Here is a 24,325-nt window from a genome sequence, read left to right on the forward strand (position 1 = left end):
CATGACCCTCGACGACTTCTCGGCAACGCTCTCGGACGGTCGCCCGCCCATTTCGCTGTCTGCGCCCCTCGCGGCCCTGTGGTGGGACGCGAAGGGCGAATGGGATTCAGCCCACGCCTGCGTGATGGACGACAACAGCACAGACGCGGCATGGGTTCATGCCTATCTCCACCGCAAGGAAGGCGACGCCTCCAATGCGGCCTACTGGTATCGGCGTGCCGGCAAACCGACCCATTCCGGCTCTCTGGCAGAGGAATGGGCCGCCATGACGGCAGCCTTGCTGGCCCGCCTCACTCCGCCGCGATCCTGAAGGGACGCTCGCCCGCGCTGAGCTGGGCGCCCGTCGCGGTGCCGTCCGGCTGGCCCGGTGCGTCCGGCTCGTCGGCCTTGCCGAGGAACCGGCCGAAGACCCACCGCAGCAGCCGGCTGACGTCGTCCATCACCAGGAACACGGCCGGCACGAACACCAGCGACAGCAGCGTCGAGACGATCAGGCCGCCGATGACAGCGATCGCCATGGGCGCGCGGAACTCGCCGCCGTCGCCGAAGGCGAGCGCGCTCGGCAGCATGCCGGCGGCCATGGCGATCGTGGTCATCACGATCGGCCGGGCCCGCTTGCGGCCTGCGTCGATGATGGCGTCGGTGCGGCTCACACCCGTCGCGATCTCCTCGATGGCGAAGTCCACGAGCATGATCGCGTTCTTGGTGACGATGCCCATCAGCATCAGCAGGCCGATCACGACCGGCATGCTGATCGGCTTGCTGGTGATGAGCAGCGCCAGCACCACGCCGCCGAAGGAGAGCGGCAGCGAGAACAGGATGGTGATGGGCTGCAGGAAGCTGCCGAACAGCAGCACGAGCACGCCGTAGACCATCAGCACGCCGGCACCCATGGCGGTGGCGAAGCCCTGGAACACCTCCTCCATGACCTCGGCGTCGCCGGAGGTCTGCAGCTTCACGCCGGGCGGAAGGGCCTTGGCGGTCGGCAGGTTCATGACCTCTTCCAGCACCTGGCCCAGCGCGTCGGTGCCGTAGAGATCGGCCTCCAGCGCGACGCGGCGGGTGCGGTCGTAGCGGTCGATCCCCGACGGACCCTGGCCGTAGCCGACGGACGCGACGACGGCGAGAGGCACGGATCCGCCGCGGGCGGTGGGCACCTTCAGCGCCTCCAGGATGCTGCGATCCGACCGCGAGCGCTCGTCGAGCTGCACGCGGATGGGCACCTGCCGGTCACCGACGTTGAACTTGGCGAGGTTGGCCCCGACGTCGCCGATGGTGGCGACGCGCACCGTTTCGGCGATCGCGTCGGTGGACACGCCGAGGTCGGCGGCGAGGTCGTTGCGCGGCTCGATCCGGATCTCGGGCCGCTCCAGCGCCGCGGTGGACACCACGCCCTGCAGCGTCGGCATGCGGCGCATTTCGCTCTGCAGGCGAGCCGCGACGTCGGCCACGACCTTGGGATCCTCGCCCGTGACGAGCAGCGACAGGCCGCGCTGGCCGTTCTCGTTGAGGAGCCAGGAGCGGATGTCCGGGATCTGCGCGATGTCGGCCAGGACGGCGCGCTCGAGCGCCTTCTGGTTCATGGTGCGCTTGTCCTTGCGGACGTAGTTCACCACCAGCGTGGCCTTGCGGACCTCGGCGCCGCCGCCCAGAACCTGGCCGCCGTTGACGAAGACGCTGGTCACCTCCGGGCGCTCGCGCAGCTTGGCGACGATGCGGTCGGTCAGGGCGCGGGTGTCGTCGAGGCGGGCGCCGGGGGCGAGTTCCACCACGAAGAGCGAACGGCCGGTGTCCTCGCCCGGCAGGAAGCCGGAGGGCAGCAGCCGCGTGCTGTAGACGGACGCGCCGAAGAAGGCGAGGCCCAGCAGCACGGTGAGGAAGCGGTGGCGCGCGGACCAGCCGACGAGGCGGGTGTAGGCCCGCATCACGAAGCCGTCGGTCGGCGGCTCGTGATGATGCGAGCGCATCAGGTAGGCCGCCATCATGGGTGTGATCAGGCGCGCCACCAGCAGCGAGAACAGGACGGCCACCGCGACGGTCAGGCCGAACTGCTTGAAGTACTGGCCGGCGATTCCGCCCATGAAGCTCACCGGCGCGAAGACGGCGACGATGGTGAGGGTGATCGCCATCACCGCCAGGCCGATCTCGTCGGCGGCCTCGATGGCGGCGCGGTAGGCCGACTTGCCCATGCGCATGTGGCGCACGATGTTCTCGATCTCGACGATGGCGTCGTCGACGAGGATGCCGGTCACCAGCGTGATCGCGAGAAGGCTCACGAGGTTGAGCGAGAATCCCATGGCGCTGATGGCCCAGAAGGCCGGGATCACCGACAGGGGCAGGGCGACGGCCGAGATCAGCGTGGCGCGGAGGTCGCGCAGGAAGATGAACACCACGATGATCGCCAGGATGGCGCCCTCGATGAGGGTGTCCATGGCGGATTCGTAGTTGCCGACCGTGTAGGTGACGTAGCTGTCGATGAGCTTCAGCTCGACGTCCGGGCGCTTCTCGGCCAGCTGGGCGACGCGCTTGGCGACCAGTTCGGCCACGGTGGCGTCGCTCGCGCCGCGCGCCCTGGAAATCGAGAAGCCGACGACCGGCTGCCCGTCGAAGCGCGCGAAGGTGCGGGCCTCGGCGGCGCCATCGGTGACCGTGCCGAGATCGTCCAGGCGGACCTTGCGCCCTCCGGACAGCGAGATCGAGGTGGCCGCGAGATCCTCGATGCTCGTGGTGCCCGCGAGCGTGCGGATGGACTGCTCGCGGCTGCCGATCTCGCCGCGTCCGCCGGCGAGGTCGACATGCGTCGCCCGCAACTGCCGGTTCACGTCGGCGGCGGTGATGCCGAAGGAGAGCAGGCGATCGGGATCGAGCGACACCCGGATCTCGCGGTCGACGCCGCCGATGCGGTCGACCTTGGACACGCCCTTCACCGACTGCAGGTCGCGGGCGACCACGTCGTCCACGTACCAGGACAGTTCTTCCGGCGAGAGCGTCGGCGCGCGCGCCGCGTAGGTGACGATCGGCAGGCCGGCGATGTCGATGCGCTGGGTGATCGGCTCGTCGATGGTGCGCGGCAGGTCGGCGCGGATGCGCGCGATGGCGTCCTTCACGTCGTTCAGGGCACGGTCGCTGTTCACCTCGAGCCGGAACTCGATGGTCGTCACGGAGCTGCCGTCCGTGATGGCGGAGACGACGTGCTTCACGCCCGAGATGCCGGAGACGGCGTTCTCGACCTTCTTGGTGACCTGCGTCTCGAGCTCGGCCGGCGCCGCGCCCGACTGGGTGACGGTGACGGAGACGAGCGGCAGGTCGATGTTGGGGAAGCGCGTGATGGGCAGGCCCTTGAAGCTCACGAGCCCCAGGACGCACAGCACCATGAAGAGCACGATCGAGGGGATCGGCTTGCGGATGGACCAGGCGGAGACGTTGAGAGCCATCACCGAACTCCCGTCGCGGACGCCGGCACGACCGGCCGGACGGCGTCGCCGTCGCGCAGGAACGCTCCCGCCCTGGCGATCACCTCGTCGCCCTGGGCGACCCCTTCGAGAATCTCGGTCCAGCCGTCGGCGACGATGCCGGTGCGCACGAGGCGCTCCTCGATCTTGCCGTCGCGCACGAGCTGCACGCGCTGCCGGCCGTTGTCGGCGAAAAGCACGGCCGGCGAGGGCACGGCCAGGCCGGAGCGGCTGGCCACGGTCACCACGGCGCGGGCGAAGGCACCGACGCGCAGCGCCGGGTCCGCGGGCAGGGACACCCGGACCTTGCCCAAACGCGTGGTGCTGTCGACCTCGGCCGGCAACAGCCGGATCCGGCCTTCGACGGCCTTGCCGCCGGCGGGAGTGACCGTCACGGCGTTGCCCACCGCGAGGCGGGTGAGCTGCGTTTCCAGGACGTCGGCCTCCAGCTCGACCTCGCCGTTGGCGATGATCCGGAACATCGGATCGCCGCCGAGCGAGGCCATGGCGCCCACCTTGACGGTGCGCCGGCTGATCACGCCGGCGACCGGTGCGCGGATCTCGGTGCGCGCCAGCTTCACCATAAGCTCACGGCGCTGGGCTTCGGCGGAGGCCTTGTCGGCCTGCGCGATGGCCAGGCCGCTGCGCGAGGCGGCGAGGCGGGCGTCCGCGGTGCGCCACGCGGCCGTGCGCTGCTCCAGGATCTCCTGCGTGGCGTTGCCGGTCTGCCGGAGGGCCTGGGTCCGGGTCAGCGCCGCCTGCGCCTCGTCGAGAGAGGCTTCCGCCTGGGGGATCTGGTTGTTGGCCTGGGCGATGGTGGCCGACGCGCGGGCGATCGTCGCATCGTTCTGCGCCACCTGCGCATCGAGGGTGTCGCGGCTCAGGCGGGCGAGAACCTGCCCGGCTTCTACCTTGTCGCCCTCGTCGGCGAGGAGTTCGACCACCCGGACGCCGTCGATCTCGGCCGAGACCAGGGCCTCCTGGCGCGCCACGAGGTTGCCCGTGGCGATGAGCCGGTCGGTCATCGGCCGGGGTGCCACCGTGGCGGTGGTGACGGCGGGAACGGACAGGCTGCTCGCGCCGGCGGCCGGCGCGGCCTCGACGGCACGCGCGGCCGGTGCCGCGCAAAGGGCCATGGCGGTGCAGAGAAGGGAAACGCGGATCACGCTTGTCACGGGAGAGCCTCGGGACGGTCGGGGGAGGGGATGCCTGCGGTCGCGGTCGGGATCAGCCCGGCGAAGACGGCGCGGAAGATGGTCATGGCCATCGCCAGTTCGCGTTCGCCGTCGAAGCCGGGTTCCAGCGCGCGACGTTTGACCAGCCCGTCGGCGATGGTGAGCATCATCTGGGCGGCCATGTCGACGTCGGTCGACGGGGAGATCATTCCCGCGGCCTTGGCGGCCGAGAACAGCATGCGCATGCCGTTGTGGACCTCGCCGTCGAACGCGCGACACATGGCCGCGATGTTCGGGTTGCGGCTGGCCTCGGACCAGATCTCGACCACGAGGATGGCTTTTTCGCGGGGCTCCTCGATGAGGTGCTTGCGGCCCACGGCCTCGAACGCGGTCAGGAAGTCGGTGGCCGTGCCCATCGCGGCGAAGTCCGCCGTGAGCATCTCGCGGTCACGCTCGGCGAGCCCGGACACGATCGCCTCCTTGGAGGCGAAGTAGCGGTAGAGGTTGCCGGCGCTCATGCCGGCTTCCGCCGCCACGTCCTGCATCGTGCTGCGGTGGAAGCCGCTGCGCACGAAGCAGCGCTCGGCTGCTTCCAGGATGTGGTCGCGGCGCTGGCGCGCGGCCTCGGGAGATCGATGTTGGACGGACATGCGGCCCAGGAATGAGAATGAACGTTCATTCTCATATGGGCGGGTGGCAACATTCGTCAAGGGCTACGTGTTCGCCCTGGGCGCGGATCACCGCGCGGGGGCGCGTCGGCCGATGGAGTAGGACAGCACGCCGATGGCGAAGAGCACAGGCACGGCGCCATAGGCGGCCTCCATGCCGAAGCGGTCGGCCAGGGCGCCCAGGACGAGCGGCGACAGGATGATCGCGAGGCCCGACCCCAGCGGCGCCCGCGACGCGGCGACGCCCGTGGCCGGGCCGGCGGCGGCCATCGCGAGGGCGATGCCGGCCGGGTAGAGGTTGGCGAGCCCGAGCCCCGTCACGAAGAGGCCTGTGAAGCTCAGGAACGGGTTCGTCACCTGCCAGAAGATCATGAAGCCCACGAAGCCGAGGGTCAGCGAGGGGAGCACGAGCCAACCCACGCGGATCTTGCGCAGCAGGATCATGCCCACGACGCGGCCGACGATCATGGCGACGGAGAACACCGCGGTGGAGAGGATCGCCGTCTCGCGCGAGAGGCCCTTGGCCGTCTCCAGGTAGGACGAACTCCAGATCAGCACCGCGAATTCGCAGGCCACGTTGACGCAGAGCAGGGTCCAGAAGGCCCAGTAGCCGCGGGGCAGGCGGGCGGATCCGGCCGACGCCGTGACCGTGGGTGGCGGGCAGCGGGCCTTCATGAAGGCCAGGGCATAGGCGGCGAGCGCCAGCCATCCCACGAGCCCGGCCCACCGCCATCCGCCGACCAGCACGAAGGCCCAGACGAGGATCGGCGCCAGCAGGGCGCCGACATAGGCCACCGCGTTCTGCTCGGCCAAGGCGAAGCCGCGGTTTTCGCCGTGCACTTCGGACAGAACGGCCGGGACGGCGATGACCATCATCGTCCCGAACACGCCCATCAGGCCGCAACTCGCGATGCTGACCGCTGCGGTCGGGGCGATGGCCAGGCACGTCAGCCCGACCGCCATGCCGAGGAAGCCGACCCAGATCGTCCCGTCCCGGCCGATGAGGCGAACCAGCCGCTCACCCACGAGCCCGCAGACGATCATGCCGATGGCGAAGGCGCTCGTGTGGAGCGCGGCCTCGGCGTAGCTCAGGCCGAGCGCATCGCGCAGGTGCGGCATCAGCGGCCCGATGAAGCCCAGCTGCATGGCGAAGGCGCCCGTCGCGGCATAGACCGCGAAGGTCACGCGATCGCGGACGAAGGGGAGGGGCTGGCGCGACATCGGTGCCTGAAAAGAAGAACGGCGCCCTCGCGGACGCCGTTTGCCGATCTGATCTGCGAAGGGCGATCAGGCCTGGCGGCGGTCCACCAGGTTCCAGACGGCCGGAACCAGGGCGGTGCCCAGCAGCGTCTTCAGCAGGGTCGCCGCGAAGAACGGGGCGACGCCGCCCATCCAGGCCGGGCCCGTGCCGATGAGGGTGGCGAGCCAGGCAAAGCCGCACACGAAGATCGCGACATGGCCGATGGTCATGGCGGCGAACATGCCCACGATCGAGCGGCCGAAGCCGCTTTCCGCGATCACGCCGGAGATCCAGGCGCCGGCCACGAAGCCAAGGAGGAAGCCGCCGGTCGGGCCCATCATGTAGGCGAGCCCGATGCCGCGCTCGGGCGTGTCGGCGAAGACGGGCAGCCCGAGAGCCCCTTCCAGGAGGTAGAGGGCCACGGTGGCCGCGCCGAGGCGCGAGCCGTAGGCCGCGCCGATCGCCAGGACGACCAGGGTCTGCATCGTCATCGGCACCGGGTAGAACGGCACCTTGAGCTTGGCCGAGAGCGTCAGGAGCAGGGTGCCGGCGAAGGCCAGCACGATCATCCGGATCACGCCAGCCGTATCGCCGCGCGACGGCCAGAGGGCGGAGGCGATGGTGGTGGGCATGGGCTGGGAAGCCATCGGACGTCCTTCATTGCGCAGGCCGGGCCGCAGCGCGGACCGAGGAAACTCGACCCGTGCTCTATAGCTTTTCCCTGGCCCGCCCCACAAGGGCGCGCAGGCCCGACAAAAGACGGTTTGCCTGTGCATTCCGAGCATGCGACGAGGGACGATGAGCGAGCCCATTCCCTTCGACACCACGTTCGACGATCCCCCCGGCGAGCTGCGGGCCCTGAGCCCGCTCGTGCGACGCATGGTGGCGGGGAACAAGAGCCCGTTCACGTTCACGGGCACCTGCACCTACGTCGTGGGCCGCGGCGACGTCGCGGTGATCGATCCGGGCCCTGCCGACCAGCGTCACATCGACACGCTGGCGGCCGCCCTCGCCGGCGAGCGCGTGTCGGCCATCGTGGTCACCCACACCCACCGGGACCATTCGCCGGGGGCCCGCCTCCTGTCGGCGCTCACGGGCGCGCCGATCGTGGGATGCGGTCCGCACGTGTCGTTCCGGCCCCGCTGGGACGAGGAAGCCCCGGGTCTCGACGCGGCCGGCGACCGCGAGCACGCCCCGGCGCGCATCCTGGCCGAGGGGGACAGCGTGGAGGGCGACGGCTGGTCACTGGTGGCGGTCGACACCCCCGGTCATTCGGCGAATCACCTGGCCTTCGCGCTGCCGCAGGAGCGGGCGCTGTTCTCGGGCGACCACGTGATGGCGTGGTCGACGACCATCGTGGCCCCGCCCGACGGCGCCATGGCCCCCTACATGGCCTCGCTGCAGAAGCTGATGGACCGCGACGACGTGGTCTACTGGCCGGGCCACGGCGGCCCCGTCACCCAGCCGAACCGTTTCGTGCGGGCCCTCATGGGCCACCGGCGGCAGCGCGAGGCGTCGATCCTCGACCGGATCAAGGCGGGCGACGAGACCATTCCCGCGATCGTCGAGCGGATCTACGAGGGCCTGTCGCCGGCGCTGCGCGGTGCCGCGGCGCTGTCCGTGTTCGCCCACATCGAGGACCTCGTCGGGCGCGGCGCGGTGGTGTGCGAGGGGCCGCCCCTGCTCGACACCCGCTACCGGGCTGCCTGATCAGCGGTCCTCGGCCAGTTCCTGCAAGGTCTGCAGGAAGGACTGGATGCGGCGTGCGTTCGACCCGAAGTCGTGCGTGCCGATGCGGGAGGCCGAGCGCACGTCCACCCGCGCGCCGACCGCTGTCGGCCGGATGCGGATGGTGATGTCGTCGGGGAACCGCATGATCAGCGACCGGTCGATCGCCTCGAGGCGGCCCACGCCCGTCCGCCCGCCCGGAGAGGCCGATTCGTAGACGAGCCAGCCGCGCTGGGCCGCAGCCTTCTGCACCAGGGCATAGACCTCGGACGGCTGCATCTCCAGCGTGAGCGGGGCGATCCCCGGATAGGCCTGGCTCTGCTCCGCCCGGCTCTGGGGCGTGCGTTCCGGCGGCGTGCGCCCGTTGCGCAGTTCCAGCGCCCTGCGCGACCGCGAGAAGGCCGGCGGCTCGTTGAGGTCGGTCGAGATGTCGGTCAGGCGCGGCAGCCGCAGCGCCTGCACGGCCAGGAAGCAGGGGTAGGCGAGCAGGGCGGTGGCCAGGAACAGGCCCGCCGCTGCCGCGCCGAAGCCCGGCCGCCCCTCGTTCCAGATGGCGACGAACCCCGAGACCGCCAGCACGACGGCCGTGACGGCCATGAACAGCCCGGCCCCCAGGACGGCCAGGGCGGCCGCGACCTCGATCCTGTCGAGTCGGGCCAGCAGGACGGCGATGCCGACGACGAGCACCGCGAACCACGCCAGCCGGCGGCTCCAGCCGGCAGCGAGCGAGGGCGGCATTTCGACGACGAGTCGGCGCATGGGCTAGTGATAGGTCGCCGGCCGGGGAGCGGCAACGGGAAAGGAGACGCGGCGACACGGTGTGCTCTTCGCCGCGCTTCCGCTAGGGTCGGCTGTCGAAGGTGAGGTCGCGCGTGGACGGCACGGACGGAAAGCACAGGGCCGAGCGGCCGGCGGGGCGGCGCTCCCGCAGCACCGGGCACGTCCGGATCGAGGACGTGGCCCGGGCCGCGAACGTGTCCGCGCAGACCGTCTCCCGCTACTTCCGGCATCCCGGAAGCGTCAGCGCGCCGACGGCGGACAAGATCCGCGCCTCGATCGCGGCCACGGGCTACGTCCCCAACCTGGTGGCCGGGAGCCTCGCCTCCAACCGCAGCCGGATCATCGCGGTGATCGTGCCGACCGTCGCCAACCCGGTCCACGCCACGCAAGTGCAGGGGCTGAGCGATGCGGTGCGCGCCGAGGGATACCAGGTGTTCGTGGGCACCACGGACTACGACCGGGACACCGAGCACCGGCTGGTCGAGACCTTCCTCGGCCGGCGGGTGGACGGCATCGTGCTGGTGGGCGCGCACCTGCGCCAGGACACCGTCGATCTCCTGAAGCGCAGCGGGCTGCCGACAGTCCAGGTCTGGGAACTGCCCGAGAATCCCGTCGACATGGTGGTCGGCCACTCGAACTACGAGATCGGCCGCACCGTCGCGCGGCACCTGCTCGAGCGGGGGCGCAAGCGGTTCGCCATCATCGCCCACGCGGCGGTGACCGACACCCGCGCGGCGGCGCGCGTGCACGGCTTTCGCGAGGTGCTCGCGGCAGCGGGGGTGAAGGCGCCCGCCATCATCGAGGTGGCGCGGCCGAACGACATGACGGCGACGCCCGAACTCCTGGCCCGGCTGCTGCGCATGCGCCCGAAGCCCGACGCGATCTTCTGCGTCAACGATCCCCTCGCGGTCGGCCTGGTGCTGGCCTGCCATCGCGCCGGGGTGCGGGTTCCGCAGGACCTCGCCATCGCCGGCGTGGGCGACAGCGACCTGGCGGCCATGGTGACGCCGGCGATCACCACGGTCCGCATTCCCCGCTACGAGCTCGGCCAGACCGCCGGGACCATGCTGATGGAGCGCCTGGCCGGCACCGGTCCCGCCCGCTCGGTGGTGGACCTCGGCTTCAAGCTGGTGGTTAGGCAGAGCACCTGACCGAGCCGGCGCACCGCCTCCAGTCCGCTGCTTGCTGACGCCCAGGTCGCGTGCCTTCCAGGCCGGCTTGCCTTCCCGTGGCCGACCACCCCTCCGCCGTCCTGCCCGGGCTCGGCCCTTCGGGATTTACACATCTCACTCGAGCCCAAGGAAGGGCGCTCTCCCTCCCCTGCAGGGGAGGGTGGCAGCCGCAAAGCGGCTGACGGGTGGGGACAGCGGCAAAGAAAGAGCGGATATGCCGGGGCCGGCCCTGTCGTCGCGCCAAGTCCTGCGGCACCGCCCCCACCCGTCTCGCGCTTCGCGCGATCCACCCTCCCCTGCAGGGGAGGGAAAGCGCGCTCGGCCAGGACGCGGGGAAGGAGGGGCCAGCTGGACTGCCGAAGCATTCACGGGCTCTGAGGATCGTCCAGGCAAGGCCGTGAAGGCCCGGGCAGGACGCGGGGAGGGGGCGCCTGCTTCAGAACCATTCCGGGCAATCCGCCCCTTTACACGGGCACCCCTTCGATGCACCATGTTAGCGCTAACGCGCGGGGGACATCGCGCTTCTGGGGAGAGATGCCATGCTGGGGAAATCACCTGTCCGTGCTGCTTGGTCCGCGACCGCCGGGACGGTCGCCCTGGTCGGTGCGGCGCTGCTGTCGTCCACGGTGCTCGCGCAGGATCTCAAGTCCGTGCCGCGCAACCGGACCCTGATCAGCCAGGGCTGGGACTTCTACAACCAGGTGCCGTCGCCGACGAACTTCAGCCCCTATGCGGGCGTGCTGCTGCACCAGCGGAACAGCCTCCACTACACCGTCAACGAGATGCTGTTCTACACGAACCACAACACCAACGAGATCATCCCCTGGCAGGCCGAGAGCTTCAGCTACAACCCCACCTTCACCGAGGTCACGCTGAAGCTGCGTGACGGCGTCACGTGGAGCGACGGCAAGCCCTTCACCGCCGAAGACGTCACCTTCTCGCTGGGCATGCTGCGCGGCGCCGCGCCGGACCTCGTGATGTCGGCGGCGATCAAGGAGTGGGTGGCCTCCGAGGAAGCGGTCGACCCGCGCACCGTGCGCATCAAGCTGACCAAGCCCGGCCCGCGCTGGGCGCAGGACTTCCTGGCGACGGGGCAGGCGGCGCGCTTCGTGGTCGTGCCGAAGCACATCTGGCAGGGCCAGGACCCGAAGACCTTCGGCTTCTTCGACGTGGCGAAGGGCTGGCCCGTCGGCACAGGGCCGTACAAGCTCGTGAAGGCCGACAGCGGGTCGCTGGTCTACGACCGGCGTGACGACTGGTGGGCCGTGAAGGCGAAGGTCGTGCCGGCGATGCCGGCGCCCGAGCGCATCGTCTACCGCCCCGCGACGGTCGACGCCCTGCCGCAGCTCTTCAGCAACAACGAGGTCGACATCGGCCGCGCGCTGCAGGTCGGCAACTTCGAGGCCAGCAAGGCGCGCAATGCCAACATCGCCTCCTGGAACGCCCAGGGGCCGGTGTGGGGTGCCGCGGACGGCTGCACCTTCCGTGTCGTGTTCAACAACCAGAAGGCGCCCTGGGATTCGGTCGAGGTGCGGCGCGCCATCAACAGCGCGCTCAACCGCGACCAGATCGTTGACCTCGCCTTCGAGGGCTCGATGCCGAAGGCGCTGGTGCCCTTCGCCTCCTATGACGGCGTGAAGGCCTACACGAGCCAGATGAAGGACATCATCGACGCCGCCGCGCTCGACAAGACCGACGCCAAGAAGACCGAGGAGCTGCTGAAGTCCAAGGGCTTTGCCAAGGGTAGCGACGGCAAGTGGACTCTTCCCGGAGGACAGGCCTGGCCGATCACCATCCTGACGCAGAACGGCGACCCGATCGCCCCGGTCGTGGCCAAGCAGCTGCAGGCGGCCGGCTTCGACGCCGTATTCCGGCCGACGCAGGACGCCGCCTATTTCGACGCGCTTGGCACGGGCAATTTCGAGGTCGCCGTGAACCCCCATTGCGGCAGCATCTACGACCCGTGGCAGACGCTCGAACACTTCCACGGAAAGTATGCTGCAGCGCCGGGCGCGAAGGGCACCAATCCGCGGGCCCCGACCCGGTACAACAATCCCGAGCTGAACGCCCTGCTCGACAAGATGGAGGCCCGGCAGCCCTCGCCGAAGGACGCCGAGTATGTCGGGCTTGTGAAGGCCGCCACCACCATTATCCTGCGTGACCTGCCGCAGATCACGGTCGCGGAAGAGATGCACGCGCTGACCTTCAACACGACCTATTGGACCGGCTTCCCCAACGCCAAGGATCCCTACGTGGCGCCCTACCTGCCGTGGGAAGGCTTCAACCTCGTCGTGAGCCGCCTGAAGCCGCGCAGCTGACGGCCGCGTTCGCCCGCAGGGGGCCGCCAGCGGGTGGCCCCATCCCCCAGCACAGCCCGGGAGACCGCGCGTGAAGATCGCCTCCATCAAGGCCTTTGCCATCAAGAGCGACCTCGTCGGCTCGGCCGCCACCACGCCCGCCCGCCGGCCGGCCTGGAGCGCGGACGCCGAGGTGGCCGGGCCCATGTCGCGCTACCCGCGCTACAAGAAGCTGCGCGCCGTGTGGCGGGCCAAGTGGCCGAGCGTCGGCTGCATCGTCACGGCCGACGACGGCAGCTGGGGCTTCGGCATCAGCCGCTACGGGGCGCCGGTGATCTCGATCATCAACGACCACCTGGCGCCGCTCCTCATCGACGAGCCCTGCATGGCCACCGAGCGCCTGTGGGACATGATGATGCGCATGACCTCGCCCTACGGCGCGTCGGGGCTCGGCACCTACGCGATCAGCGCCATCGACCTCGCGCTGTGGGACCTCAAGGGCAAGGCCCTGAACCGCCCGGTCTACGAGCTCATCGGCGGGCCGAGCCGGGATGCGATCACCTGCTACGCCACGGGCAACGACACCGACTGGCACATGGAGCAGGGCTTCCGCGCCACCAAGCTCGCCTGCCCCTACGGCCCGACGGACGGGATCGACGCGCTCGCCTGGAACGAGGAGCTGGTCGCCAAGACGCGCGACCTGATCGGCAAGGACGTCGAGCTGATGCTCGATTGCTGGATGGCCTTCGACGTGGAGTTCGCGGTGCGGCTCGCCGAGCGTCTGCGCCCCTACGGCCTCAAGTGGATCGAGGACTGCCTGCTGCCGGAGGACTATGACGGCCAGGCGGAGCTGCGCCGGCGCCTGCCCTGGATGACGCTCGCCACCGGCGAGCACTGGTACACGCCGATCCCCTTCGCGAGCGCGGTGGCACGGCGCAGCGTCGACATCCTGCAGCCCGACATAGCGTGGGTCGGCGGGCTGACGCCCTGCCTGAAGATCGCTCACATCGCCGAGGGGGCCGGGGTGTCGGTGATCCCGCATGCCGGCATGAACACGCCCTACGGCCAGCACTTCGGCCTGGCCATGACGAACGCGCCCTGGGGCGAGTTCTTCATGACGACCCCGCCCGGCGTGCCGACGACGGAAATGACGCTGTTCAAGGGCATGGCCGTCCCGGTGGACGGCAAGCTCGTGCCGCGCGAGGGGCCGGGCTTCGGGTTGGGCGTGACGCTCGACGACATCGAAGCCATGCGGGCCTGACGCCGTGCCGCTCGCCTTCCTGGCGCGTCGCCTCGGCATGACGCTGCTGGTCATCGTGCTCGCGATCGGGATCAACTTCCTGATCCCGCGCGCCATGCCGGGCGACCCGATCGAGCAGCAGCTCAACCAGCTCGCGGCAAGCTCCGGCGGCAATGTCGGCGACGTGCAGGCCATGGTCGCGTCGTACCGGGCGCGCTTCGGCCTCGACCAGCCGCTGTGGCGCCAGTTCCTCTCCTATCTCGGCGATCTCGCCCACTTCGACCTCGGCTTCTCGCTGGCGAACTACCCCGAGCGCGTCTCGCAGAGCATCGCGGCGGGGCTGCCGTGGACGCTGGGCCTGCTGGGTGTTTCGACGCTGATCAGCTTCACCATCGGGACCTTGCTCGGGGGGCTGCTCGCCTGGCCCGGCAGCGGCCGGCTGGTGCGGCTCGTCGGCGTGCCTCTGCTGATGCTCTCCGCCGTGCCCTATTTCGTGCTCGGCATCGTGCTCCTGTTCCTGCTCGCGCTCGCCTGGCCGCTGCTGCCCGTGGGCGGCGGCTATCCCTTCAGCGCCAACCTGCGCTGGGATTGGGAGAGCGCGCGGATGATCGCGGTCCACGCCATCCTGCCGTCGCTCTCCATCATCCTCGCCTCGCTCGGCACATGGGCCATCGCGATGCGGGGCATGATCGTGAGCGTGCTGGGCGAGGACTACATCATGCTGGCCGAGGCCAAGGGCCTGTCGCCGGCGCGCATCTTCTTCGGCTACGGGTTGCGCAACGCCATGCTGCCGCAGCTCACCCATCTCGCGCTGACGCTCAGCCACATCGTGTCGGGCGCGATCCTGGTCGAGGTGATCTTCGCCTATCCGGGCATCGGCTACCGCCTCTACCAGGCGATCCAGGCCAAGGACTACTTCGTCATCCAGGGCATCGTCCTGCTGCTGAGCATCTCCATCGCCGTGACCATGCTGGTCATGGACCTGATCTACCCGCTCATCGACCCCCGCATCGGGGCGAGGCGCACATGAGCCGGCCGGCGTCTCCGTTCGCGCTCGCCCTGCGCGGCGCTCTGCGCCAGCCCATGCTCGTGGCGGGCCTCGTGCTGCTCGGCGCCGTGGTGCTCATCGCGCTGGTCGGACCGCTGTTGCACGATACGGCGCTCGCCGGCATCGGCACCAACCGGCCGCGCCGGCCGCCTGGCGGCGACAACCCGCTCGGGACGGATGCGCAGGGCCGCGACATCCTCGCGGCCCTCATCCTCGCGACCCCGCAGACGCTGAAGATCGGTCTCTTCGCCGGCATCATCGGGCTCGGCGTGGGCGTGCTGCTGGGGCTTGTCGCGGGCTTCTTTCGCGGCGTCGCCGACGCGGTGATCCGCACGGCCGCCGACGTGATGATGACGATCCCGGGGATCGCCGTGCTGGTGCTCGTCGCCACCAACGTCCGCACCATGAGCGTGGCGTTGATGGCGATCATCGTGGCCGGGCTCGCCTGGATGTATCCGACGCGCACCATCCGGGCGCAGACGCTTTCCATGCGCGAGCGTCCCTATGTCGACATCGCCCGCATCAACGGCATCGGCGGCATCCGCCTCGTGCTTACCGAGATCCTGCCGAACCTGCTGCCCTACATCGCGGCGAGCTTCGTGACGGCCGTGTCCAGCGCCATGCTCGCCACCATCGGCCTGGAGGCTCTGGGCCTCGGCCCGCAGAACGATCTCACGCTGGGCATGATGATCTACTGGGCGCAGTACTACGGCGCGATCCTGCGCAACATCTGGTGGTGGTGGCTGCCGCCCGTCGTCATGCTGGCCATCATCTTCATCGGCCTCCTGATGACGTCCGCCGGCATGGACCGGATCGTCAACGCTCGCCTGAGGGTCGAGTCGTGAGCGCCGCGCCCGTCCTCTCCGTCGAGGATCTCGCGGTCCACTTCGCCACGCCGAAGGGGCCGGCCCGTGCCGTCGATGGCGTCACCTTCGCGCTCGAGCCCGGACAGCGGCTCGGGCTCGTGGGCGAGTCGGGCTCGGGCAAGTCCACGACGGTGCTCGCCCTCATGCGGATGATCCGGCCGCCCGGTCGCATCGCGCGCGGGCATGTGCGGCTCGGCGACGTGGACATGCTGGCCGCCTCGCCGAGCGAGGTCCGCCAGTCCCGCTTCTCGCGCATCGCCCTCGTGCCACAAGGCGCGATGAACGCGCTGAACCCGGTGCTCAGCGTGGCGGCGCAGATCGACGACCTGCTGCTGGCCCACGGTTCGGCAGAGGCCAAGACGGCGCGGCGGGCCCGCATCGACGCGCTGCTCGACGGCGTCGGCCTGAAGGCGGAGACCGGCGACCTCTTCCCGCACCAGCTCAGCGGCGGCATGAAGCAGCGCGTCTGCATCGCCATGGCGGTGGCGCTGTCGCCATCGGTGATCCTTGCCGACGAGCCCACCAGCGCGCTCGACGTGATCGTGCAGAAGCAGGTGCTGCGCACGCTGATCGGCGTGCAGAAGCGGCTCGGCGCCGGCGTGATCCTCATTGGCCACGACATGGCGCTGATGGCCCAGTTCGCCCATGTGGTCGGCGTCATGTATGCCGGCCAGCTGGTCGAGATCGGGCCGACCAAGGCGCTTTTCGCCGACCCGCGCCATCCCTACACGCGCATGCTGATCGCCAGCCTGCCGAGCTTCGAGCGACGCTTCACCTTCCGGGGCATCCCCGGCCTGCCGCCCTCGCTGGTGGACAGGCCGGAAGGCTGCCCGTTCCACCCGCGTTGTCCGCGGGCGGACGCCCGCTGCCGCGTCGAGACGCCCGCCGAGCAGACCCTCGCGGACGGTCGGCGCGTGCGCTGCCACTACGCGACGGAGGTCGGGTGATGGGGCTCATCGCGGCGCGCGACGTCAGCATGACCTTCGGCGGCTTCGGCCGCCCGGAGACCCATGCGCTCAAGGGCGTGAGCCTCGCCCTGCCGGACGAGCCGTCGATCGTCGCCGTCGTCGGCCAGAGCGGCAGCGGCAAGACGACCCTCATGCGCATCCTGCTCGGGTTGCAGGAGCCCACGGCCGGCACTGTGCTCTATCGGGGCGCGCCGCCCGGAGCCGATCCCGCGCGCTTTCGGCGCGAGGTCCAGGCGGTGTTCCAGGACCCCTTCGGCGTGTTCAACCCGTTCTACAGGGTCGACCGGGCGCTCGTGCTCCCGCTGATGCGCTTCGGGCTGGCGGGCAGCAAGGGCGAGGCGATGGATCTCGCGTCGCGCGGGCTCGAGGCGGTCGGACTGCGGCCGGCGGAAACCCTGGGGCGCTTCCCGCACCAGCTGTCCGGCGGCCAGCGGCAGCGCATCATGATCGCCCGGGCCCTGCTGCTGAAGCCACAGGTCCTGGTCGCCGACGAGCCGGTGTCGATGGTCGACGCCTCGCTGCGGGCCACCATCCTGGAGAGCCTCTGGAAGCTGAAGACCGAGCGCGGAATCTCCATCGTCTACGTCACCCACGACCTGACGACGGCCTACCAGATCGCGGACCGCATCGTGGTGATGGTGGGCGGCGAGATCGTCGAGAGCGGCGCGCCGGAAGCGGTGATCCACAGCCCCTCGCATCCCTACACGAAGGCGCTTGTCGGTGCCGTGCCGCCGCCCGATCCTTCCGTGGACTGGGGGCTCGAGGACGAGACGGACGAGGTCGCCGCATGATCATCGACGCACACTGCCATGCGTGGGCGCACTGGCCCTACCAGCCGCCGGTGCCCGATCCGGCGAGCCGGGGCAGCGCCGCGCAGCTCCTGTGGGAGATGGAGCAGAACGGGGTCGAGCGCGCCGTCGTCATCTGCGCGGGCCTGGGAGGCAATCCCGGCAACAACGACTACGTCGCCGAGGCCGCCCGAGCCTCCGGCGGTCGGCTGATCGCCTTCGCGGATGTCGACTCGCGCTGGTGGGATCACCACCACGCCCCGGGCGCGCCGGCCCGCTTCCGGGCGGAGCTCGACCGGCTTCGCCCGATCGGCATCACTCATTACGTCGACGAGACCGCGGACCCCGGCTGGTTCCTCGGGGAGGAGGGCGATGCCTGCCTCGCCCTGCTGGAGGAGCGCGGCGTCGTCCTGAGCCTCGCCTGCGGACCCTTGCAGGTTCCCACCGTCGCGAAGGCCGCCGAGCGGCACCCCCGGCTGACGATCCTGCTCCATCACATGGGCCGACCCAGGGCCGGCGACGGCGCCGCGCTGCAGGCGGTGCTCGCCGGGGCGGCCCGGCCCAACATCCACGTCAAGGTCTCCGGCTTCGGCTACGGCGTCGAGGAGGGCTGGGCGTTTCCGTACGCGCCCATGCAGGAGGTGGCACGGGCGCTGCGCGACGCCTATGGCGCCGACCGGCTCTGCTGGGGCTCCGACTACCCGGTCGTGCGTAAGTTCATGACCTACCGCCAAAGCCTCGAGGTGGTGCGCAGCCTGTGTCCGTTCCTCGACCCGGCGGAACGGGCCGCCATCCTCGGCGGCACCATGGACAGGCTGCTGACGCGCGCGAGCTCACGAGGGAGATGACGATGCCGCTCAAGGTCTCGGTGATCGGCGCCGGCTGGTTCGGCGCCCAGAACCACATCCCGGTCCTCGCCAGGCGCCCGGAGGTCGTGCTCGACGGCGTCTGCCGCCTGGGCGTCGCCGAACTGGAGCGGGTGCGCGCGCATTTCGGGTTCCCTTTCGCCAGCGAGGACTACCGCGAGGTGCTCGCCCGTCGCCCCGACGCGGTCGTCATCTCGACACCGCATCACCTCCACTACGAGCAGACCTGCGCGGCCCTGGCGGCGGGCTGCCACGTGATGGTCGAGAAACCCATGACGCTGGACCCGGCGCAGGCCTGGGACCTGGTTGCCCGGGCCGAGGCGGCGGGCCGCCATCTGGTGGTGGCCAACGGCTACCATTACCTGCCGCATCTGGATTCCATCCGCGAGGCGCTGGCGCAGGGCGCGGTCGGCACGATCGAGCACGTGCTGTGCACCTTCGTGTCGGCGACGCGTGCCGTGTTCGAGGGCGACGTCGGCATGAAGCGCTGGGAGACGACCTTCTTCCGGCCGGACGTGTCCACCTGGCAGGCACCGGGGCAGGGCGGCGGGTTCGCCTTCGGACAGATGTCCCATTCGATCGCGATGCTGCTGCTGCTCACGGGGCTCGACCCGGTGGCGGTCTGCGGGCGCACCGTCTCGAAAGACGGGGTCGATCTCTGTGACGCGGCCGTGGTGCGTTTCGCCAATGGGGCCGTGGCGGCGCTCTCGGGGGCGGCCGCCATGCCGGAAGGGGAGCGGGGCATGCTGCGCTTCGTGATCACCGGATCGCAGGGCGTCATGGAGCTCGAGTTCGACCGCGACCGGGCCGTGCTGCGTCGTCTCGACGGCGGCCGGCGAGGCTGGGACGTGGCGCCCGGCGCGTGGGTCTACGGCTGCGAGGGGCCGGTGAATGCGCTCGTCGATCTCGCCCTGGGGCACGGCACCAATCGCTCGCCGGGAACGCTCGGCGCCGCGACAGTCTCGATGATTGCGGCCCTGCTCGCCTCGGCCGGCGAGGGAGGGCGCGAGGTGCCGCTGGTGGGCGCTCTGTCATGACCGGGCAGCGGGCGGAGGTTTTCGCGCTGCGCGTCCAGCCCGGGCGCGAGGAGGAGTATCTGGCGCGGCATTCCGCGATCTGGCCGGAGCTGGAGCAGCTGTTCTTCGCGAACGGCATCCGGCGCTACGAGATCCACCTGCACCGCGAGACCGGGCTGCTTTTTGCGTTCCGGCTGGTGGACATTGACGCCGACCTTGGCGCCATCATGGACCACCCGGTCATGCAGCGCTGGCGCGTGCACATGGCAGACGTGCTGGTACAGGACGACGGTCGGCCGGTCCGAGAGCTGCTGGAACGGATGTATGTGTTCAATCCGCCGGGCTAGGACCGTCTTTTCAGAAGCCGCCAGGCTCCTCGTTCAGGAGGGTTTCGTAGTCCCTTCCGCCGTAGAAGACGCGACCGATGACGACAGTGTCGCCATCGACAATGAAGGCGATCACGACCCGCCGTTCGAAGCTGACGATCCTCAAGCCCGCGCGGATGTCATCTCGCTGGTGGCCACGAAGAGTTAACGTGGCGAGGCCCTGACAGAAGGTGCGAATGCGTCTGAGATACCCGATCGCGACAGCTGGATCGCCTCGCGCGTCGCGAATGTAGGCGTAGAGAGCATCGAGGTCGCGTTGGGCCGCAGGCCTGAGAACGACGTGCTTAACCACGGCGACGCGCTTTTACGTCCTGCGCCGCTTGTTTCTCCAGTCGGGCGAAAACGTCTTCCAGTGGCCTGTCCGGACCTTCTTCTTCAAACGCCCTATTGATGTCGCGGCTCAAAGCTGCAAGGCGCTCGGCGCGCGTCAGTTCTTGGTCCTCCAGGAGACGAAGCCCAGCCCTAACGACTTCGCTAGCATTCTGGAATCGTCCCTCGGCGATCTGTCGAGCAATGAAGATATCGAAATGCTCCCCAAGGCTGACGTTCGGCATTGGCAGGCTCCTCGCTGGCATCGCATCGCGATCACATTTGATGTCAATAGATAGCACAGTGAGGTGCCTGGCGAAAGTCAGGTGCCCGCCTGCTCGCGGCTCACGCGGTCGGCAGCCTGTAATCTTTGAACCGGTCCCGCAGTGCCATCTTCTGGATCTTACCGGTGGCCGTATGCGGCAGGTCGGGGACCAGAACGACATCGTCGGGCATCCACCACTTGGCGATCTTGCCCTGCATGAAGGCGAGGAGGTCCTCCTTGGTGGGCTCCTTGCCGGCTTTGGGAACGATGATCAGCAGGGGCCGCTCATCCCACTTTGGGTGGGCCACGCCGATGACGGCGGCCTCCGCCACGTCGGGGTGACCCACGGCGAGGTTCTCCAGGTCGATGGAGGAGATCCACTCGCCGCCGGACTTGATGACGTCCTTGGCGCGATCGGTGATCTGCATGTAGCCGAACTCGTCGATAGTGGCGACGTCGCCGGTGTCGAAATAGCCCTCGGCATCGAGCGGGTTGCCGCCTTCGCCGCGGAAATAGGCCCTGCTGATGGCGGGGCCGCGGACCTTCAGCCTGCCGAAGGTCTTGCCGTCGCGCGGCAGGAGCCGGTCCGCGTCGTCCTTGATCACCATCTCGACGCCGAAGGGCGTGCGGCCCTGCTTCATCTTGATGTCGAGGAGCGCCTCGCCCTCCAGATGGGCGTAGTCGTCGGTGATGGAGCAGACCGTTCCCAGAGGGCTGGTCTCTGTCATGCCCCAGGCATGCAGCACCTCGACGCCGAACTGCCGTTCGAAGCGTTCGGTGACGGCGCGCGGGCAGGCCGAGCCGCCGATCACGACGCGCTTGAGGGTGGTGAGCGTGCCGCCCGTCTTGTCGAGGTGGGCGAGGAGCCCGAGCCAGACGGTGGGGACGGCCGCGGTGCAGGTCACCTTCTGCGTCTCGAGGATCTCGTGGACGGAGGCGCCGTCGAGGCGCGGGCCGGGCAGCACTAGCGACGCGCCGGTCATCGGCACGGAGAAGGCGAGCGACCAGCCATTGGCGTGGAAGAGGGGCACGACCGGCATGACCCGGTCCTTCGAGGTGACCCCCAGCATGTCCGGCAACGCCGCCGTCATGGCGTGGATGACGTTCGAGCGGTGCGAGTACAGCACGCCCTTGGGATTGCCCGTGGTGCCGGAGGTGTAGCACATGCCCGCGGCGGTGTTCTCGTCGAAGGAATGCCAGGCGAAGTCGCTGTCCACCTCGCCGATCCAGGTCTCGTAGGGGACGGCGTTGCGCAGTTTCGTTTCCGGCATGTGCGCGTCGTCGGTGAGCACCACGAAGCGCTCGACCGTCGGCAGCCGGTCCTGCAGTTTCTCCATCAGGGGCACGAACGTCAGGTCGAGGAGCAGGATGCGGTCCTCGGCGTGGTTCATGATGTAGACGATCTGGTCCTCGAACAGGCGCGGGTTGACCGTGTGGTAGATCGCGCCGATGCCGGTGATGCCGTACCAGGTCTCGAGGTGGCGCCAGGTGTTCCAGGCCAGCGTCGCGACGCGGTCGCCGAGCCTGATCCCGTCCTTCTCGAGGCGCTTGGCCACCTTGAGGGCCCGCTCGCGCACCGTCCCGTAGTCGGTGAAATGCATCTCACCTTCGACGGAGCGTGAGATGACCGGCCTGTGTGCATGCTCGCGGCCGGCATGGTCGATGATCTTGTGAATGAGAAGCGGCCAATCCTGCATGAGCCCGAGCATGCGATCCTCCCTCGCGGGGCCGGCTGTGCGGCCCTTGTCCCGACCATCATAGCGCGCCGCCCGCGCTCCGCCACAAGGACGGCGGCGCGGCGCTTGCAAGTGCGGGCCCCGGACCCTTAGTTTGACCGCGTATGCATGGATCTCGCTTTGTCTCAAGAGACTGTTCCTTCCCCCGGCGCCGGCGCCAACCCCGATGTCCTCAGGACGTGGTTCCGCTTCCTGCGCCTGCATCAGCGCATCACGGCGCGGGCCGCGGCGGAGTATCGGCGGATCGGGCTGTCGATCCCCCAGTTCGACCTGCTGTCGACGCTCTCCGAGCGCGAGGGAATCAGCCAGCAGGAGGTGGCCGAGCGCCTCTACGTGACGAAGGGCAACGTCTCCGGTCTCATCGACAGGCTGGCGGCCCTGGGCTTCGTGGAGCGGCGGGCGCTGCCCAACGACAGGCGCTCCTACGCGCTCTTTCTGACGCCCGAGGGGCGGGCCATCACCGAGCGCGGGCTCGCGCTGCAGCGCCGGCTCGTGGCGGCCACGCTCGGCAGCCTGCCGGCGAGCGACCTCATGGCGCTCGATCCCATCCTCGTGCGCTGGCGCGACGTGGTGCGGGACCTTCCCGATACGCCTGAACCGTGACCGGGAGGCCGAGACGCCGATGACGCCGACGCAAGCCGTGGACGAGGCGATCACGTCGCGTCGGTCCATCCGGTCCTTCCTCGACACGCCCGTCGACCGCGCCACGGTGGAGGAGATCCTGGCCGTGGCGAGCCGGGCCCCCAGCGGCACCAACATGCAGCCCTGGCAGGCGATCGTCCTGACGGGCGGGGCGCTGAAGGATTTCGGGCGGCAGCTCGAGGCCCACGCGCTGCGGGGGAATCTCGGGGAGTCCGAGTGGCGATACTACCCGGACAAGTTCCACGAGCCGTTTCTCTCGCGCCGTCGCAAGGTCGGCTGGGACCTCTACGGCGTGCTGGGCATCGCCCGTGGCGAGACGGAGAAGATGGCCGCGCAGCACGCCAGGAACCTGACCTTCTTCGGCGCGCCGGTGGGAATGATCTTCACCATCGACCGCCTGCTGCAGATCGGCAGCTGGCTCGACTACGGCATGTTCCTGCAGAACGTGATGACGGCGGCGCGGGGCCGGGGGCTCGACACCTGCCCGCAGGCGGCCTTCGCCCCCTACCACAAGGAAATCCGCCAGCTGCTGGCGATCCCCGAGAGCCACCAGGTCGTGTGCGGCATGGCGCTCGGCCACGCGGCGCCGGATGCTCCGGAGCACCGGTTCTCCACCGATCGCGAGCCGCCGGAGGGTTTCACGCGCTTCGTGGACGCGTTGCCGGGTTCGTTGTGAGCGGCTGAAAGTCAGGCTGACATCTGCAACTCTCTCCGTCCTGGCCGGGCCAAACCCGGCCATGACGGCGGAGAGATCGCAGGTCGATCTCACTCCGGCATTGGATAGTCGGCGGCGTTCAGCACCCACCCGGGCTTCTGCGAGAAGTCGATGCGGGGCGGGGTGAAGATGTCGACGAGCTGGTTCACGCCGGGGTCCATGCCCCGCGTGGTGTGGATCGCCGGCGGCGGGATCACGGCGACGGAGGGCGTGCCGCAATACTCGTGCTCGTCGTTGCGCCACATCTTCATGTTGGGCGTCCACGGCCAGCGCAGGTGATGGATGAACGCCCCGCCGACGGACAGCGAGTACTGCTCGAAGTCGTCGTGATGGTGGGGCGACAGCTTGGTGATGTCGCGCGGGCCGACCTGCGGGGCGAGATAGTTCACCATGAAGGTGGTGCAGCGCCAGATGCGGCCGAAGCGGCCGGGCTCGTCCGGGACATCCAGCGTGTAGGAGCGGATCTTGAACCCGTCCGGCGGGGTCGGCCAGGCCTGGAAGGCCGGGATGTTGTGGTGCGGCGCGGCGTACTCGGACGCATTGGAGCAGGCGTCGGCGAGGTCCTTCGAGCGCGTCGTGAACATGCGGATCACGCGCCCGCCCTTGTCCACCGTGATGGTGCTGTCGCCGGGCGGCACGAAGGTCACGGTGTAGCCCTGGATCGTCTTCCGCTGGCCGCCGGCCTCGACCGTGACGGTGACGTCGGCGTCGGGCAGCAGCAGCACCCACTCGTCGACCTGGCCCTTGCGGGTGAAGCGGGCGCCGTTGGCGACCTCCGAATAGGCGATGACGCCGTTCTGGCCGCGCATGAGCCAGGTCTTCTCGCCGTCCTTCGTGACGGCCGGCTCGTTCTCGTAGAAGCGCACATAGTCGGCGGGCGAGTAGGCGGTGAAGACCGGTGCGGCCTTGGCGGCGGCGGAGGCGAGGCTCGCGCGGGGGTCGGACTTGTCGTACATGGCAGACCTCGG

General features: G+C 69.6%; 24 protein-coding genes. 14 read left to right on the forward strand and 10 right to left on the reverse strand.

The annotated features are described in order from the left end of the window. Position 1: 1 nt before the first annotated feature. Positions 2-310, forward strand: coding sequence for a hypothetical protein (locus tag Q0Q47_RS12080; RefSeq protein WP_293859512.1), 309 nt, complete (start codon positions 2-4; stop codon positions 308-310). On the opposite strand, the gene Q0Q47_RS12085 is transcribed toward Q0Q47_RS12080, so the two are convergent. The 5 genes from Q0Q47_RS12085 to Q0Q47_RS12105 all read right to left on the reverse strand — a co-directional run bounded on the left by Q0Q47_RS12085 (position 291) and on the right by Q0Q47_RS12105 (position 7,182). After that, on the reverse strand, positions 291-3,434 hold the full coding sequence (locus tag Q0Q47_RS12085; RefSeq protein WP_293859515.1) for an efflux RND transporter permease subunit: 3,144 nt from the start codon (positions 3,432-3,434) through the stop codon (positions 291-293). The two genes, Q0Q47_RS12080 and Q0Q47_RS12085, sit on opposite strands and share 20 nt — an antisense overlap. Next, entirely contained in the window at positions 3,434-4,627 is a 1,194-nt protein-coding gene (locus tag Q0Q47_RS12090; RefSeq protein ID WP_293859518.1) for an efflux RND transporter periplasmic adaptor subunit, read from the reverse strand. Before Q0Q47_RS12090 ends, Q0Q47_RS12085 begins: the two co-directional genes overlap by 1 nt. Next, the gene (locus Q0Q47_RS12095) at positions 4,624-5,277 is read right to left on the reverse strand and encodes a TetR/AcrR family transcriptional regulator (RefSeq protein ID WP_293859521.1); all 654 of its coding nucleotides are present in this window, start codon (positions 5,275-5,277) and stop codon (positions 4,624-4,626) included. The genes Q0Q47_RS12090 and Q0Q47_RS12095 overlap by 4 nt, the downstream gene beginning before the upstream one ends. 87 nt (positions 5,278-5,364) lie before the next feature. Next, positions 5,365-6,516 (reverse strand): sugar MFS transporter, encoded by a 1,152-nt coding sequence (locus Q0Q47_RS12100; protein WP_293859524.1) that lies wholly within the window; start codon positions 6,514-6,516, stop codon positions 5,365-5,367. Between the two features lie 66 nt (positions 6,517-6,582). Then, positions 6,583-7,182, reverse strand: a complete 600-nt coding sequence (locus Q0Q47_RS12105; RefSeq protein ID WP_293859527.1) for a biotin transporter BioY — start codon at positions 7,180-7,182, stop codon at positions 6,583-6,585. Between the two features lie 151 nt (positions 7,183-7,333). Between Q0Q47_RS12105 and Q0Q47_RS12110 the strand changes: the two genes are divergently transcribed. Next, the gene (locus tag Q0Q47_RS12110; protein ID WP_293859530.1) at positions 7,334-8,245 is read left to right on the forward strand and encodes an MBL fold metallo-hydrolase; all 912 of its coding nucleotides are present in this window, start codon (positions 7,334-7,336) and stop codon (positions 8,243-8,245) included. Here the strand turns inward: Q0Q47_RS12110 and Q0Q47_RS12115 are convergent, their stop codons facing one another. Continuing rightward, positions 8,246-9,022: a DUF1499 domain-containing protein gene (locus tag Q0Q47_RS12115; protein ID WP_293859533.1), complete on the reverse strand. Its 777-nt coding sequence runs from the start codon at positions 9,020-9,022 to the stop codon at positions 8,246-8,248. A 113-nt stretch (positions 9,023-9,135) separates the two neighbouring features. Between Q0Q47_RS12115 and Q0Q47_RS12120 the strand changes: the two genes are divergently transcribed. From Q0Q47_RS12120 to Q0Q47_RS12165, 10 genes are all read left to right on the forward strand, one after another. Beyond that, a complete protein-coding gene (locus Q0Q47_RS12120; RefSeq protein ID WP_293859536.1) occupies positions 9,136-10,194 on the forward strand; it encodes a LacI family DNA-binding transcriptional regulator in 1,059 nt (352 codons plus the stop codon). A gap of 560 nt (positions 10,195-10,754) precedes the next feature. Next, entirely contained in the window at positions 10,755-12,533 is a 1,779-nt protein-coding gene (locus tag Q0Q47_RS12125) for an ABC transporter substrate-binding protein (RefSeq protein WP_293859539.1), read from the forward strand. Positions 12,534-12,603: 70 nt separating this feature from the next. Next, entirely contained in the window at positions 12,604-13,773 is a 1,170-nt protein-coding gene (locus Q0Q47_RS12130; RefSeq protein WP_293859542.1) for an enolase C-terminal domain-like protein, read from the forward strand. Between the two features lie 4 nt (positions 13,774-13,777). Next, on the forward strand, positions 13,778-14,782 hold the full coding sequence (locus Q0Q47_RS12135) for an ABC transporter permease (protein WP_293859545.1): 1,005 nt from the start codon (positions 13,778-13,780) through the stop codon (positions 14,780-14,782). Then, positions 14,779-15,645 (forward strand): ABC transporter permease, encoded by an 867-nt coding sequence (locus tag Q0Q47_RS12140; RefSeq protein WP_293859548.1) that lies wholly within the window; start codon positions 14,779-14,781, stop codon positions 15,643-15,645. Before Q0Q47_RS12135 ends, Q0Q47_RS12140 begins: the two co-directional genes overlap by 4 nt. Further along, entirely contained in the window at positions 15,642-16,613 is a 972-nt protein-coding gene (locus tag Q0Q47_RS12145) for an ABC transporter ATP-binding protein (RefSeq protein ID WP_293859551.1), read from the forward strand. The genes Q0Q47_RS12140 and Q0Q47_RS12145 overlap by 4 nt, the downstream gene beginning before the upstream one ends. Beyond that, positions 16,613-17,425 (forward strand): ABC transporter ATP-binding protein, encoded by an 813-nt coding sequence (locus Q0Q47_RS12150; protein WP_293859554.1) that lies wholly within the window; start codon positions 16,613-16,615, stop codon positions 17,423-17,425. Before Q0Q47_RS12145 ends, Q0Q47_RS12150 begins: the two co-directional genes overlap by 1 nt. Further along, complete coding sequence (locus tag Q0Q47_RS12155; protein ID WP_293859557.1) at positions 17,422-18,270, forward strand: amidohydrolase; 849 nt, start codon at positions 17,422-17,424, stop codon at positions 18,268-18,270. Before Q0Q47_RS12150 ends, Q0Q47_RS12155 begins: the two co-directional genes overlap by 4 nt. A 2-nt stretch (positions 18,271-18,272) precedes the next feature. Further along, positions 18,273-19,325: a Gfo/Idh/MocA family oxidoreductase gene (locus Q0Q47_RS12160; protein WP_293859560.1), complete on the forward strand. Its 1,053-nt coding sequence runs from the start codon at positions 18,273-18,275 to the stop codon at positions 19,323-19,325. Further along, positions 19,322-19,651, forward strand: a complete 330-nt coding sequence (locus Q0Q47_RS12165; protein ID WP_293859563.1) for an L-rhamnose mutarotase — start codon at positions 19,322-19,324, stop codon at positions 19,649-19,651. The genes Q0Q47_RS12160 and Q0Q47_RS12165 overlap by 4 nt, the downstream gene beginning before the upstream one ends. 10 nt (positions 19,652-19,661) lie before the next feature. Here the strand turns inward: Q0Q47_RS12165 and Q0Q47_RS12170 are convergent, their stop codons facing one another. From Q0Q47_RS12170 to Q0Q47_RS12180, 3 genes are all read right to left on the reverse strand, one after another. Continuing rightward, positions 19,662-19,982: a type II toxin-antitoxin system RelE/ParE family toxin gene (locus tag Q0Q47_RS12170; protein ID WP_293859566.1), complete on the reverse strand. Its 321-nt coding sequence runs from the start codon at positions 19,980-19,982 to the stop codon at positions 19,662-19,664. Then, on the reverse strand, positions 19,975-20,244 hold the full coding sequence (locus tag Q0Q47_RS12175) for a type II toxin-antitoxin system ParD family antitoxin (protein ID WP_293859571.1): 270 nt from the start codon (positions 20,242-20,244) through the stop codon (positions 19,975-19,977). Before Q0Q47_RS12175 ends, Q0Q47_RS12170 begins: the two co-directional genes overlap by 8 nt. Positions 20,245-20,344: 100 nt before the next feature. Then, positions 20,345-21,973, reverse strand: a complete 1,629-nt coding sequence (locus Q0Q47_RS12180) for a long-chain-fatty-acid--CoA ligase (RefSeq protein WP_293859574.1) — start codon at positions 21,971-21,973, stop codon at positions 20,345-20,347. 147 nt (positions 21,974-22,120) lie between these two features. Between Q0Q47_RS12180 and Q0Q47_RS12185 the strand changes: the two genes are divergently transcribed. Together Q0Q47_RS12185 and Q0Q47_RS12190 are read left to right on the forward strand one after the other, a co-directional pair. Continuing rightward, on the forward strand, positions 22,121-22,603 hold the full coding sequence (locus tag Q0Q47_RS12185) for a MarR family winged helix-turn-helix transcriptional regulator (RefSeq protein ID WP_293859577.1): 483 nt from the start codon (positions 22,121-22,123) through the stop codon (positions 22,601-22,603). Positions 22,604-22,622: 19 nt separating this feature from the next. Then, a complete protein-coding gene (locus Q0Q47_RS12190; protein WP_293859580.1) occupies positions 22,623-23,318 on the forward strand; it encodes a nitroreductase in 696 nt (231 codons plus the stop codon). 89 nt (positions 23,319-23,407) lie between these two features. Here Q0Q47_RS12190 and Q0Q47_RS12195 read toward each other — a convergent pair whose 3' ends face one another. Then, positions 23,408-24,313, reverse strand: a complete 906-nt coding sequence (locus tag Q0Q47_RS12195; RefSeq protein WP_293859583.1) for a hypothetical protein — start codon at positions 24,311-24,313, stop codon at positions 23,408-23,410. Positions 24,314-24,325 lie beyond the last annotated feature (12 nt).

The sequence above is a fragment of the uncultured Alsobacter sp. genome (assembly GCF_945952055.1).
Lineage (GTDB): Bacteria > Pseudomonadota > Alphaproteobacteria > Rhizobiales > Beijerinckiaceae > Alsobacter.